8 protein-coding genes and 2 pseudogenes are annotated in these 13,042 nt (G+C 68.9%); 6 read left to right on the top strand and 4 right to left on the bottom strand.

What is annotated here, in order from left to right:
• Positions 1 to 45: 45 nt before the first annotated feature.
• From IDM45_RS11675 to IDM45_RS11665, 3 genes and pseudogenes are all read right to left on the bottom strand, one after another.
• Positions 46 to 2,148: an acyltransferase family protein gene (locus IDM45_RS11675; RefSeq protein WP_209422992.1), complete on the bottom strand. Its 2,103-nt coding sequence runs from the start codon at positions 2,146 to 2,148 to the stop codon at positions 46 to 48.
• Positions 2,149 to 2,237: 89 nt separating this feature from the next.
• Positions 2,238 to 2,995 (bottom strand): annotated as a pseudogene (locus tag IDM45_RS11670) (metallophosphoesterase family protein).
• A 165-nt stretch (positions 2,996 to 3,160) separates the two neighbouring features.
• Positions 3,161 to 4,009: a 3-hydroxybutyryl-CoA dehydrogenase gene (locus tag IDM45_RS11665; RefSeq protein WP_209422991.1), complete on the bottom strand. Its 849-nt coding sequence runs from the start codon at positions 4,007 to 4,009 to the stop codon at positions 3,161 to 3,163.
• A 196-nt stretch (positions 4,010 to 4,205) separates the two neighbouring features.
• Here IDM45_RS11665 and IDM45_RS11660 point away from each other — a divergent pair, with 196 nt between their 5' ends.
• The 6 genes and pseudogenes from IDM45_RS11660 (at position 4,206) to IDM45_RS11635 (ending at position 11,768) form a co-directional block, all read left to right on the top strand.
• Positions 4,206 to 5,801 carry a GMC family oxidoreductase gene (locus IDM45_RS11660; protein ID WP_209422990.1) on the top strand — a complete coding sequence of 532 codons (1,596 nt, stop codon included), beginning with the start codon at positions 4,206 to 4,208 and terminating at the stop codon, positions 5,799 to 5,801.
• A 114-nt stretch (positions 5,802 to 5,915) separates the two neighbouring features.
• A complete protein-coding gene (locus IDM45_RS11655) occupies positions 5,916 to 7,724 on the top strand; it encodes a PHA/PHB synthase family protein (protein ID WP_209422989.1) in 1,809 nt (602 codons plus the stop codon).
• Positions 7,714 to 8,130 carry a hypothetical protein gene (locus IDM45_RS11650; protein ID WP_209422988.1) on the top strand — a complete coding sequence of 139 codons (417 nt, stop codon included), beginning with the start codon at positions 7,714 to 7,716 and terminating at the stop codon, positions 8,128 to 8,130. The genes IDM45_RS11655 and IDM45_RS11650 overlap by 11 nt, the downstream gene beginning before the upstream one ends.
• Positions 8,131 to 8,242: 112 nt before the next feature.
• Positions 8,243 to 9,015: pseudogene (gene fabI / locus IDM45_RS11645) on the top strand (enoyl-ACP reductase FabI).
• A 50-nt stretch (positions 9,016 to 9,065) separates the two neighbouring features.
• Positions 9,066 to 10,511 (top strand): bifunctional enoyl-CoA hydratase/phosphate acetyltransferase, encoded by a 1,446-nt coding sequence (locus tag IDM45_RS11640; RefSeq protein WP_209422987.1) that lies wholly within the window; start codon positions 9,066 to 9,068, stop codon positions 10,509 to 10,511.
• A 33-nt stretch (positions 10,512 to 10,544) separates the two neighbouring features.
• Complete coding sequence (locus IDM45_RS11635) at positions 10,545 to 11,768, top strand: acetate/propionate family kinase (protein WP_209422986.1); 1,224 nt, start codon at positions 10,545 to 10,547, stop codon at positions 11,766 to 11,768.
• 94 nt (positions 11,769 to 11,862) lie between these two features.
• Here IDM45_RS11635 and IDM45_RS11630 read toward each other — a convergent pair whose 3' ends face one another.
• The gene (locus IDM45_RS11630; RefSeq protein WP_232653985.1) at positions 11,863 to 12,975 is read right to left on the bottom strand and encodes a helix-turn-helix transcriptional regulator; all 1,113 of its coding nucleotides are present in this window, start codon (positions 12,973 to 12,975) and stop codon (positions 11,863 to 11,865) included.
• Positions 12,976 to 13,042 lie beyond the last annotated feature (67 nt).

The following is a 13,042-nucleotide window of genomic DNA, read 5'->3' as shown; positions in this document are numbered from 1 at the left end:
GTCGCAGGTCGGGCGGGCGCGGCGCTGCTGCGCCCAGCGCCATGATCAGCGCGCTTGCGCTTGTGGTTGTGTTTGCTGGCGCTCCAGCGCCTGCCGGATGCGCTGCCCCAGGCGCAGCGCACCGGCGCGGGTGATGTGGTTGCTGTCGTAGTACAGCAGTTCGCCGCCCTGCATTCCCCAGCACCACTGGTCATCGCAGAAGGCCGGCGCGCCATCGACGGGCAGGACTTGCGGGAAGTCCGCCAGCACGCGGTTGACCAAGGCCCGGTAGGCCTGGCTGCGCGCCTCGTAGTCCTGGCGCGCGATGGCGCAAGGGGTGCGCGCGGCTTGCGCGCGCCAGCTCCAGGGCCGGGCCGGCAGGCACGATGGGGCGGCAAAGCCCAGCTCCGGGGCGTCGAAGACAAACACCACTTGCCGGCCGGCAGCGCTGAGCTGGCCCAGGGTGTTGCGCAGCGCCGCCTCGAAAAGCAGGGCGTTGTCGGCTGGCACGCCGGGCAGGTCGGAATACACGCTGCCGCGCACCTGGGCATCGGCCTCGCCGAAGCCGACGCCGTGCAGATAGGCCGGCCAGCGGGCATCCAGGATGACGGTGTGCAGCCCGGGGGTGGCCAGTACATGGCGGCGGATGGCCTCATTGCCGGCGCGCCGGATGCCGATCCATTCGTCCGTGGCCGGGTCGGGGCCGCCAGCCACCAGGCCCCACAGCGGGGCTGCCAGGGCAAAGCCCATGTGCTCGGCTTGCCAGGGGCTGCCGGCCAGTGCCTGCACCAGTCCGGGGTAGAGGCTGACCGCGTGCGAGTCGCCCAGCAGCACGGTGTTGTAGCGCTCGGTGCCCGGCACGCGTCGGCAGAACATCAGCGAAGCCACCGACTGCGGCAGCAGGCCCTGCAGCTGCGCCTGGCAATCGGCCTGCTGCTGCCCGGGCAGCCAGGGCCGGTCGGGCGCATCCAGCACGGCCAGGGCGGCGGCCATGTCCGGCGGCAAGCGCTGGGGCAGGCCAGCGTGGCGCTTCACCGCCCAGCCCAGGCCAGCCAGCAGCGCCAGCAGTACGCACAGGCCGGCGACCACCCGGGGGCCGGGGCGGCGGCGCAGCGGGCGCTCGATGTAGCGCCAGGTCAGGGCGGCCAGCAGTACGCTGAGGGCTACCGCCGCCAGGCGCAGTAGCAGCGGCGGCTGGCCTCCTTCGACGATGCGCAGCAACACCAGCAGCGGCCAGTGCCACAGATACAGCGGATAGCTGATCAGGCCGACCCAGACCAGCGGGCGCCAGGCCAGCAGGTGGCGGTTGGGCCAGGCCTGGCTGCCGGCGGCAATCAGCAGTGCCGCGCCGCTGACTGGCAGCAAAGCGGCCCAGCCAGGCCAGCGGGTGCTGGAGTCCAGGCCCAGCACGCTGCCGGCGATGGCCGTCAGGCCCAGCCAGGCCGCCAGGTGCTGCCCGGCGTGCGCGCCCGGGCTGCTGGTGTGCGCGGTCTGGCGCGTGGTCTCGCGCGTGATCTGCCAGTGCGCCAGCAGGGCGCCGGCCAGCAGCTCCCAGGCGCGCAGGTGCGGCCAGTAGAAGGCGGCGGTGGCGTCGATGCCGCCCAGCGCGCCCCAGAGCAGCGAGCCGGTCGCCGCCAGCAGCAGGCCGAGCCACATGGCGCTGCGTCCCAGCCGCCACAAGGCCCAGGCCAGCAGGGGAAACAGCAGATAGAAATGCTCCTCCACGGCCAGCGACCACAGGTGCAGCAGCGGCTTGCCGTCCGAGGCCACGTCGAAGTAGCCGGCCTCGCGCTGCAGGGCAAAGTTCTGCAGGAAGGCGGCGCTGGTGAGCACGTGCTTGCCCAGCAGCCGGTATTCCTGCGGCAGCAGCACGAACCAGCCAGCCAGCAAGCTGGCGGCCAGCACTGCCGCCAGCGCCGGGAAGATGCGCCGCACCCGGTGGGCATAGAACTCGGCGAAGCGAAAGCTGCCGCGCTGCAGGCTGCGCAGGATGATCAGCCCGATCAGGTAGCCGGAGATGACGAAGAAGATGTCCACCCCGGCAAAGCCGCCCGGCGCCAGGCTGGGAAAGGCGTGAAAGGCCAGCACCGGCAGGATGGCCAGGGCGCGCAGGCCGTCGATGTCGGGGCGGTATTGCGGATGGAAGTTGCTGCGCTGGGGCGGCGTCATGGCGGGTGCGCCGGCAGGCTCACGAGCACGCTGGTGCCGGCGGTGGGACGAGGATGGGGGCCGTTGCGCTGGCAAGTGGGCGGGGGCTGTCAGAGCCCGCGCTCCAGCCGCTCGGCAAAGAAGGCGGGCAGGCCGGCGGCGCGCACGGCGGCCACTTCGGCCAGGTGGTCGTAGGCCACGCGGTGGAAGGTGATGTGCGCGGCGGCCTCGTCGAACAGCGCATACATGGCGCGCACGTCGCCGTCGCGCGGCTGGCCGCACGAGCCGACGATGGCCAGCCACTGGCGGTGCGGCGGCACCGGCACCGGCACGCCGGGGCGTGGCGAAAACCGCATCAGCTTGGCCGTGGGCGTGAGGAAGTACAGCGCCTGCTCATGCACGTGGCCGCTGAAGACGTAGCGGATGGCCGGGTCGAGCTGCGTGGCCGCCGCCATGCTGCGCTCGGCGGCGTTGCTGTCGGTGACGTAGTGCCAGCGCTCGGGCGCGTCGGCGCTGGCGTGTACCAGCAGCACCTGCGGCCCGGCGCGGGCGGTGAGCGGCAGCCCGGCCAGAAAGGCGCGCTGCTGCGCGTTCAGGTGCGGCGCCGTCCACTGTGCGCTTTGCTCGCCCAGGTTCTGCGGGTTGGCCGGCGGGTCGATGCTGGCCTGGTCATGGTTGCCGCGCACGGCCAGCGCGCCGCCGGCTACCAGCGACATGCACGCATCGAGCACCGGCGCCGGCTCGGCGCCGTAGCCGACCAGGTCGCCCAGCAGCGCGAACTGCTCGGCCCCTGGGCGCGGGCGTGGGCCAGCACGGCCTGCAGCGCCGGCAGGTTGGCGTGGATGTCGGACAGCAGGGCGAGTTTCATGGTCGGGCGGACGGGACTGGCGGCGGGGCGGGGCAGGAGGCGGGGTGGAAGGCCACCACCATCATGGCCGCAGCCGGCACGCCCGCAGGTCGGCCGGCTGCATGTTCATATTGATGGTGATTTTCGGCTTAAAGCCTTGCCAGACAAGCGCTGACAGCTATGATTTTAGTAGCTGTACACGCCTTGCTTGGTCTTGCGGCCCAGGCGGCCTGCGGCCACGTATTCGCGCAGCAGCGGGCAGGCGCGGTACTTGCTGTCGCCGAACTCGGCCAGGTACACGTCCATGACGGCCAGGCACACGTCCAGGCCCACCATGTCGGCCAGGGCCAGCGGGCCGATGGGCTGGTTGCAGCCCAGCTTCATGCCGGCGTCGATGTCCTCGGGCGTGGCCAGGCCTTCGGCCAGCACGAAGAAAGCCTCGTTGATCATGGGCACCAGGATGCGGTTGACTACGAAGCCAGGCGCGTTCTTGACGGTGATGGGCGTCTTGCCCAGGCGCTCGGCCAACTCCTTGACGGCGTCGTGCGTCGCGTCCGAGGTCTGCAGGCCGCGAATCAGCTCGACCAGCGCCATCATGGGCACGGGGTTGAAGAAGTGCATGCCGATGAACTTGTCGGCGCGGCTGGTGGCGGCGGCCAGCTTGGTGATCGAGATCGAGGAGGTGTTGGAGGCGATGATGACCTCGGGGTCGACCAGCTCGTCGATCTGCTTGAGGATCTTGAGCTTGAGCTCGTAGTTCTCGGTGGCCGCCTCGATCACGATCTGCGCGCCCTTGAGGTCGTCGTAGCTGGTCGAGCCCTTGATGCGCGCCAGGGCGGCGTCCTTGGCCTCGGCGCTGATTTTTTCCTTCTTGAGCAGGCGATCGAGGCTGCCCGAGACGGTGGCGATGCCCTTTTGCACGGCAGCTTCCGAGATGTCCACCATCACCACGTTGATGCCCACCACGGCGCAGGCCTGCGCGATGCCGTTGCCCATGGTGCCGGCGCCAATGATGCCTACGGTCGAAATCGTCATATAAAGAATCCTTTGCAAAGAAAAAAACAAACAAACACAAACGGCCAAACCCCCTGATCGTATCGGCATTCCCCCGGCTGGCCGGGCGCCGGCGGGACACCGGTGGCGACAGATGGGCAACAGACGGGCAACAGACGGGTGACGGGCGGGCGACGGGCGGGCGACAGGGGCAGGCCACCAACCAGGAGACAGACCCATGTATGACTACGTAGTGATTGGCGGCGGCTCGGCGGGCTGCGTGTTGGCCGGACGCCTGAGCGAAGACCCCGCCGTGCGCGTGTGCCTGCTGGAGGCCGGCAAGGCCGATGCCAGCGCGCTGATCCACTGCCCCGGTGGCCTGGCGGCGATGGCCGCCACCGGCGCGCACAACTGGCGCATCGACACCACGCCGCAGCCCGGCCTGGGCGGGCGGCGCGGCTACCAGCCGCGCGGCAAGGTGCTGGGCGGCTCCAGTTCGGTCAACGCCATGATCTACGCGCGCGGCCACGCCGGCGACTACGACCATTGGCGCGACGCCGGCAATCCCGGCTGGGGCTGGAGCGATGTGCTGCCGTGGTTTCGGCGTGCCGAACACAACGAGCGCGGCGCCGATGACTGGCACGGCACGGGCGGGCCGCTGAACGTGGCCGATCTGCTGGCGCCGCACCGCATCAGCCGCGATTTCGTCGAGGCCGGCGTGCAGGCCGGCTACGCGCGCAACCCGGATTTCAACGGCGCGCAGCTCGAAGGCGTGGGCCTGTACCAGGTCACGCACAAGGGCGGCGAGCGCCACAGCGTGGCCAAGGGCTATCTGACGCCGCATCTGGGGCGGCCCAATCTGCATGTCATCACCGGCGCACATGCCACGCGCATCGTGCTGGGCGAAGGCCGGCGCGCCACGGGCGTGGAGTATGTGCAAGGCGGCCAGCGGCGCACCGTGCAGGCCACGCGCGAGGTGCTGCTCAGTGCCGGAGCGCTGCTGTCGCCGCAGTTGCTGCTGCTGTCGGGCATCGGCCCAGGGCCGCAGCTGCAGCGCCACGGCATCGCCGTGCAGCACGACCTGCCGGGCGTGGGCCGGCACCTGCACGACCACCCGGACGTGGTGCTGGTGTTCGACGCCCCGGCGCTGACCGATTTGTTCGGCCTGTCGGCCACTGGCGCCTGGCGCGTGCTGCGTGCCATGCAGGAGTGGCGCAGCCGGCGCAGCGGCATGTTGACCACCAACTTCGCCGAGGCCGGCGGCTTCATCAGGAGCCAGCCCGGCGAGGCCGCGCCCGATCTGCAACTGCATTTCGTGACCGGCAAGCTGGTCAACCATGGCCGCACGGCCAGCTGGGGCCACGGCTATTCGTGCCACGTCTGCCTGCTGCAGCCCAAAAGCCGTGGCAGCGTGTGCCTGGCCAGCAGCGACCCGCTGGCGCCGCCGCTGGTCGATCCGGCCTTCCTGGACGACGCGGACGATCTGGTGCGGCTGGTGCGCGGCGTGCGCCTGACGCGCCATATCCTGCAGCAGCCGGCCCTGGCGCAGCACGGCGCGCGCGAGTTGCCGGCCTCGGCGCAGGCGCGCAGCGATGGCGAGATGGCTCAATTCGTGCGCCAGCACGCCGATACCATCTACCACCCGGTGGGCAGTTGCCGCATGGGGCCGGGGCCGCAGGACGTGGTGGACGCGCAGTTGCGCGTGCATGGCGTGCCGGGCCTGCGCGTGGTGGACGCATCCATCATGCCGCGCATCGTCAGCGGCAACACCAATGCGCCGACGGTCATGATCGCCGAGCGGGCCGTGGACTGGATCCGACACCGTCCCGCCTGATGCCCGGTGGCGCGGGTGCTCATTTGACGCGCGTCAAGAATTAGGGGTTACCCTATAGGCACAATACGTTTGGTTGTATTTTGGTTGTACTTGTTACCGTGGAGACTTTGTGGCATGAATTCCTCTTCCGATTCCGCCTCCCCCCGTGGCGTCCAACGTCAGGCCGCGCGTGACCTCGACGCCTCGGTGCGCGGGCAGCTGGCCAAGGCTTTCAGCGGCCTGTCGCCCATCGCCCTGGGCCTGGCCCATGCCGACTGGGCCATGCACCTGCTGACCTCGCCGGGCCGCCAGGCCGTGCTGGCGCAGCGCGCGCTGGAGCTGTCGATGCAGGCGCTGGGCAACCTCAGCCGTCCGGCTGGCGAGGAGTCCCCGGTGGAAAAGGATGGCCGCTTCGCCGATGCCGGCTGGAGCCAGTGGCCCTACAACGTCTTCAAGGAAAACTACAAGGCCGCCGACACCTGGTGGCGCGAGCTGGCGCAGCAGGACGACGGCATGTCGCGCCACCACCAGCACATGGTGAGCTTCTTCACCGGGCAGACGCTGGATGCGCTGTCGCCCTCCAACTGGCTGGCCACCAACCCCGAGGTGCTGCGCACCGCGCAGGAGACGCAGGGCCGCTCGCTGCAAGATGGCCTGCAGTTCTTCCTGCAGGACTTGCGCGAGCAGCTGTCGGCGCGCCCGGACACGGCAGCCGAGGAGCTGGAGCCGCTGGAGTACGCCGTCGGCAAGGACGTGGCCGTCACGCCCGGCAAGGTAGTGTTCCGCAACGACCTGATCGAGCTGATCCGCTACAGCCCCAGCACCGACAAGGTGCTGCCCGAGCCGGTGCTGATCGTGCCCTCGTGCATCATGAAGTACTACATCCTGGACTTGTCGCCGCACAACTCCATGGTCAAGTACCTGGTGGACAAGGGCCATACGGTGTTCATGGTGTCGTGGCGCAACCCCGGCCCTGAAGACCGCGACCTGAAGATGCAGGACTACCTGAGCAGCGGCGTGCTGGCCGCCATGGCCGCGGCACGCGCCAGCAGCGGCGCGGCGCGCCTGCACACCATGGGCTACTGCCTGGGCGGCACCTTCCTGGCGATGGCCGCCGCTGCCATCGGCCGCATCACGCGGCGCAAGAAGGGCCAGCGCACGGCCAAGGAAGAAGCGCTGATCCCCGCCGACCTGCCCGAGCTGGCCTCGGTCATCCTGCTGGCGGCGCAGACGGACTTCTCCGAGCCGGGCGAACTCGGCGTGTTCATCGACGAGGCGCAGCTGGCCACGCTGCGCGAGTCCATGAACCAGCGCGGCTACCTGTCGGGCAAGCAGATGGGCGGCTCCTTCGTCTATCTGGCCTCGCGCGGCCTGCTGTGGGGCCGCAACACGCGCCGCTACCTGCTGGGCGAGGATGACGCCAGCTTCGACCTGATGAGCTGGAACGCCGACACCACGCGCTTGCCGGCGCGGATGCACTCGGAGTACCTGAATTCGCTGTTCCTGAACAACGCGCTGGCCGCCGGGCAGTACCGCTTCGCCGGCTCCACCCTGGCGCTGATGGACATCCAGGCGCCGATGATGGTCGTGGCCACCACGCGCGACCACGTCTCGCCCTGGAAGTCGGTCTACAAAGTCCACCTGCAGACCGACACCCACGTGACCTTCGTGCTGGCCGAGGGCGGGCACAACGCCGGCATCGTCAGCGAGCCGGGCCGGCCACGGCGCAGCTACCAGCTGGGCAGTGTCGAGGACAACACTGGCTGGATCGACCCCGACGAGTGGAAGGCCCAGGCGCCGGTCGAGCAGGGTTCGTGGTGGGTGGCGATGCACGACTGGATCGCCGCCCGCTCGGGCCAGCCAGTGGCCGCCACGCCGATCCCGGCCAAGCAGGCGCTGTGCGACGCCCCCGGCACCTATGTGATGACACGCTATGCCGACTGACGCCACCATCGACACGCCGCTCGCGCCCGGCCAGGAGGCCATCGCCACGCGGCTGGATCGCATGGTCGGGCACATGGCGGCGGTGAGCGCGCGCATCGCCTTCCTGGGCCGTGCGCTGGACATCCCGCTGCAGACCCCGGCGGACATCCAGAACGCCCTGGAATGCGATGCCGCCTGCGCCGCCAGCCGCACGGCCTCGCGCCAGGTGCGGATGCGCGAGGAGCTGCGCGGCCTGCTGGTCATGCGCTACGACGTGGTGGTGCGCATGGCGCGCAGCGAACAGGTCGGCGCGCCGGCCACGCGCGACATCCTGCTCACCGCCAACGACCGCCTGCTGACGCAGGGCTTCGATGCCGAGGCGCCGGGGCTGAACCTGCGCCCGCTGTTCGACGGCCTGGACGCCTGAGCGCGCCTCCTGCAAGGCCGCATCGGCTCACGCGAGAGCGGCCCTCCCATCGTTTTTCCTTCCCGCCCGGGCTGCCCGCGCGGGCCGTGCCTTCCCACACTTTTTCTGACCCATGACCTCTTCCCTGTTCAGCCTGGCCGGCAAGAAAGGCCTGATCCTCGGCATCGCCAACGACAGCAGCATCGCCTTTGGCTGCGCTCGCCTGGCACGCCAGATGGGCGCCGAGGTGGTCGCCACCTGCCTCAACGACAAGGCGCGCCGCTTCGTCGAGCCGCATACCGAGCCGCTGGGCATCGACCTGGTCAACTGCGACGTGGAGGTGCCGGGCGAACTCGAAGCCACCGTGCAGCACGCCGTGGACAAATTCGGCCAGCTCGATTTCGTCATCCACTCCATCGCCTGGGCGCCGCTCTCGGATTTGCACGGCGACGTGGTGGACAGCTCGCGCGAGGGCTTTGGCCGCGCCATGAGCATCTCCTGCCACAGCTTTGCCGAGCTGGCGCGCCTGTGCGTGCCGCACATGCCGCAAGGCGGCAGCATGTTGTCCATGACCTACCTCGGCTCGGGCGAGGCCGTGCCCAACTACGGCCTGATGGGGCCGGTGAAGGCAGCGCTCGAATCCATGGTGCGCTACATGGCCATGGAACTCGGGCCGAAGAACATCCGCGTACACGCCGTCTCGCCCGGCCCATCCTCACGCGCGCCGGCTCGGGCATCGCCAACTTCGACACGCTGATGGCCACGGCCCAGGCCAAGGCGCCGCTGCAGCGCCTGGTGACGCTCGACGAGATCGCCCAGCTCAGCGCCTTCCTGTGCATGGATGCGGCCAGCGGCATGACCGGCCAGACCATCTACGTGGACGGCGGCGTCCACGCCATGGATTGAGCCTGCCCGGCCCATCCGATACCGAACCACCACAGCAACCCAGCCCCGACATGAACACCACTGCCGAACACGACAACGACACGCCCATCTGGATGGAAAACGTCACCTACGACGAGCTCAGCGTGGGCCAGAGCGCCCGGCTGCTGCGCACCGTGACGCTGCAGGACATCCAGGCCTTTGCCGCCGTCTCGGGCGACATCAACCCGGCGCACCTGAACCCGGAATACGCCGACGCCACCATGTTCAACGGCGTGATTGCCCACGGGATGCTGGGCGCGGCGCTGATCTCGGCGCTGTTCGGCACGCAGTTCCCCGGCCCCGGCACCATTTATCTGGGCCAGGACCTGAAGTTCACCCGCCCGGTGCGCATCGGCGACACGCTCACCGTGCTGGCCACGGTGAGCGAGAAGAACGACGAGAAAAAGCGCGTCAAGATGGACTGCCTGGTGACCAACCAGGGCGGCGACGTGGTGCTCAAGGGCGAGGCCAATCTGATGCCGCCCACGCAGAAAGTGCGCGTGCAGCGCATCAACGCGCCGCAGATCCAGCTGTTCGACCCCGAGGCGCGCTTCAACGCCCTGCTGGACAAGGTGCAGGGCCTGCCCATCATGCGCTGCGCGGTGGTGCATCCGGTCGATGCCGGCTCGCTGTCGGGCGCCATGGACGCGGCCAACCACGGCCTGATCCAGCCGGTGCTGATCGGCCCCGAGGGCCGCATCCGCCGCGTGGCCGAGGAAGCCGGCATCAACTTGCAAGGCGCGGCCATCATCTCGGTCGAGCACAGCCACGCCGCCGCCGAGATGGCTGCCGACCTGGCTGCGCGCCGCGAGGTGGACATGATCATGAAGGGCAGCCTGCACACCGACGAGCTGCTCAAGGCCGTGCTGTGCCAGCCGGCGCTGCGCACCGGCCGGCGCCTGTCGCACATCTTCCGCTTCGACGTGCCGCTGTACGCCAAGCCGCTCATCATCACCGACGCGGCCATCAACATCCGCCCGACGCTGCCCGAGAAGGCCGACATCATCCAGAACGCCATCGAGTTCGCGCAGATCATGGGCATCGAGCAGCCCAAGGTGGCCATCCTGTCGGCAGTGGAGACGGTGACGGCCGGCATCCCCTCGACGCTGGATGCAGCCGCCCTGTGCAAGATGGCCGACCGGGGCCAGATCAAGGGCGGCCTGCTGGACGGCCCGCTGGCCTTCGACAACGCCATTTCCATGGACGCCGTGCGCATCAAGGGCATCGCCTCCGAGGTGGCGGGCCAGGCCGACATCCTGGCCGCGCCCGACCTGGAGAGCGGCAACATGATCGCCAAGCAGCTCGAATACCTGGCCGGCGCCAGCGGCTCGGGCCTGGTGCTGGGCGCGCGCGTGCCGATCGCCCTGACCAGCCGCGCCGACGGCCCGATGGTGCGCGTGGCCTCCACCGTGCTGGCCGTGCTGGCCGCGCACCACGAGCGCAAGAAGCAGGCCGACAACGCCTGGAAGCAGGGCTGAGCAGCCCGCCCCATTGCAAGGAGGAAACACGACATGGCCATTCTTGCCGTCAATGCCGGCTCGTCGTCGCTGAAGTTCTCGCTGCACCCGCTGGCGGGTGGCGAGGTGCAGCCGCACGTGCTGTCGGGCAACATCCAGGGCCTGGAGCCCGGCGGCACGCCCGAGATGGGCTGGCAGCACCAGGGCCAGAAACACCAGCGCACGCTGAGCGTGCCGGCGGGCAGCAGCCCGTTCGCCGCAGCACTGGACGCGCTGCGCGCACTGGTGCAGTGCCTGGCCGACGCGCCGGCCTTCATCGCCGTGGCGCACCGCGTGGTACACGGCGGCGGCGAGTTCACGCACAGCGTGCTGGTCGATGATGCGGTGCTGGCGCGCCTGGAGCGCTTCAATTCGCTGGCGCCGCTGCACCAGCCGCACAACCTGGAGGGCATCCGGCGCTTTCGCACGGCCTTTGCGCAGCTGCCGCAGATCGCCTGCTTCGACACCGCCTTCCACGCCCACATGCCCGAGGTGGACTACGCCTTTGCCCTGCCGCACGAGGTGACCGGCCAGGGCGTGCGCCGCTATGGCTTTCATGGCCTGTCCTACCAGTACATCATGGGCGAGCTGCAGCAGCGCACCATCCGCGGCAATGGCCGGGTGGTCATGGCGCACCTGGGCAACGGCGCCAGCCTGTGCGCCGCGCAGGGCGGGGTGAGCGTGGCCACGACCATGGGCTTTTCCGCGCTGGACGGCCTGATGATGGGTACGCGCAGCGGCTCGCTGGATGCCGGCGTGCTGCTGTACCTGCTGGAGCAGGGCTGGACGCGCGAGCGCATCGAAAAGCTGCTCTACAAGCAATCGGGCCTGCTGGGCGTGTCCGGGATCTCTGCCGACATGCGCCGCCTGCGCGCCGAGGCGGCTGGCGGCAGCCAGGACGCAGCGCGCGCCATCGCCCAGTTCACGCATCGCGTGGTGCGCGAGACCGGCGCGCTCACGGCCTGCCTGCAGGGCATGGATTTGCTGGCCTTCAGCGGCGGCATCGGCGAAAACGATGCCCAGTTGCGCGAGGACGTGTGCCAGCGCCTGGCCTGGACGGGCCTGCGCATCGACGTGCAGCGCAACCGCGCCGCCGGGCAGGACGCCTGCGCCATCCATGCGCCTGACAGCCGCATCGAGGTCTGGGTCGTGCCCACCGACGAGGGCCGCGTGGCCGCGCGCGAGGCGGCGGCGCTGGTGCAGGACGCGTCCCAGGAATTGCTGGCTGTGGCTGGGTGAGTCCAGGCGATGGCGGAAATTGGCGGGCGATTTGGGATGAAAAATGCCTGGAAGCCTTGCCAGTCAAGCGATCCTAGCTATTTAAAAAATAGCTTTATTTCTCCTGCGCGCTACTTGTGGCGCGTAGTTCACTCAGGCTTTTGCGGTACCAGTCCGATGGCGCCAACCCGAAACGGGCCTTGAACAGCTTGCTGAACGCCGACTGATCGGCGAATCCGCATTGCCACGCCGTCGAGCCGACATGCAGGCGTGTGCTGCGTTCGATCATGTCGTGTGCGCGCTGCAATCGAATCTCGCGCAGCGTATCCATGAGGGATTGGCCTTGCTCGGCAAACGCTTCATAGAGCCGCGTGCGTGAACAGCCCACGCCTTGCGCGATGGCGGCGGCATCTAGGTCATGCCGGTGAGCATGTTGCTCCATAAAGCGCAGTGCCGCTGCTCGGCGCCCCGCATGAAGACTCTCGCGTCCATCAGGACAGTCTGCGGCCAGGCCCTGCCGGCCCAGATTGCGCAGCATCAGCAATGCCAGCGCACGCGTCGCATCCAGCAGTACCGCAAAACTCTCATCAGTGAGTGCTTCGGGCGCCCGTGCCAGCTGCCCTAGATGGCTGAGGTGGCTGCTGAGCATGGAGATGAGCACTCCTTGCCGGGGCGAGAGCAGCGCGTTGCCCGGCTGCTGGCCCAAGGCTTCCCACACGGCACGGCGCGGCAGTGCCACATAGGTCTGGCGCGCGTACTGGCTCCAGCGGTAACAGCCTTCCTGCTGCGGCACATAAATTCCCAGCGTGCCAACACGTGCCCGGTGGCCCTGGCCCGGTGCAGCGTTCAAATCCAGGTGCCCTGCCTCCAGTAGCGAGACCACCACCATGTCCTCTCCTGGAGGGACGTGCCTGGCATGGGTGCGCATCTCATAGGCCGTTGAGCGCTTGGTGCCAAAAAAACAGTCCTGCCCGCGCAGGAGCGACCAGGACGCATTGAGTTCCACCCCTGGCGACAGAGGCTGCACATCAACCCAGTTATGCGCCACGTCGTGCCAGTACGGTAGGCGGGCAGCGGGATCGACCTTGCTGGAGGACCAGTGCTCCAGCACACAAGGGGGCATTTTTGGCATGGGACGGAGTGTAGTTTTCTGCATGAAGTGATGCGATACCGCTATCGCCATCACGGAAAACGGAACGCCATCCACCAAATCGGGATGCAGCACCATAACTTTGGTGCTCGCATGGCTGTTGGCAACCCTAGACTTTTTGGTACTTTCGATTCGCGCCCTTGCG

The sequence above is a fragment of the Melaminivora jejuensis genome (assembly GCF_017811175.1).
Taxonomy (GTDB): Bacteria; Pseudomonadota; Gammaproteobacteria; order Burkholderiales; family Burkholderiaceae_C; genus Melaminivora; species Melaminivora jejuensis.
Note: the sequence above shows the minus strand (reverse complement) of the source record. Positions and strands in the feature narration are given on the sequence as shown.

What these genes read in the sequence shown, in the direction of transcription:
- IDM45_RS11675 (WP_209422992.1), bottom strand. Translation starts at nt 2,148, where the DNA reads ATGACGCCGCCCCAGCGCAGCAACTTCCATCCGCAATACCGCCCCGAC.
- IDM45_RS11665 (WP_209422991.1), bottom strand. Translation starts at nt 4,009, where the DNA reads ATGACGATTTCGACCGTAGGCATCATTGGCGCCGGCACCATGGGCAAC.
- IDM45_RS11660 (WP_209422990.1), top strand. Translation starts at nt 4,206, where the DNA reads ATGTATGACTACGTAGTGATTGGCGGCGGCTCGGCGGGCTGCGTGTTG.
- IDM45_RS11655 (WP_209422989.1), top strand. Translation starts at nt 5,916, where the DNA reads ATGAATTCCTCTTCCGATTCCGCCTCCCCCCGTGGCGTCCAACGTCAG.
- IDM45_RS11650 (WP_209422988.1), top strand. Translation starts at nt 7,714, where the DNA reads ATGCCGACTGACGCCACCATCGACACGCCGCTCGCGCCCGGCCAGGAG.
- IDM45_RS11640 (WP_209422987.1), top strand. Translation starts at nt 9,066, where the DNA reads ATGAACACCACTGCCGAACACGACAACGACACGCCCATCTGGATGGAA.
- IDM45_RS11635 (WP_209422986.1), top strand. Translation starts at nt 10,545, where the DNA reads ATGGCCATTCTTGCCGTCAATGCCGGCTCGTCGTCGCTGAAGTTCTCG.
- IDM45_RS11630 (WP_232653985.1), bottom strand. Translation starts at nt 12,975, where the DNA reads ATGGTGCTGCATCCCGATTTGGTGGATGGCGTTCCGTTTTCCGTGATG.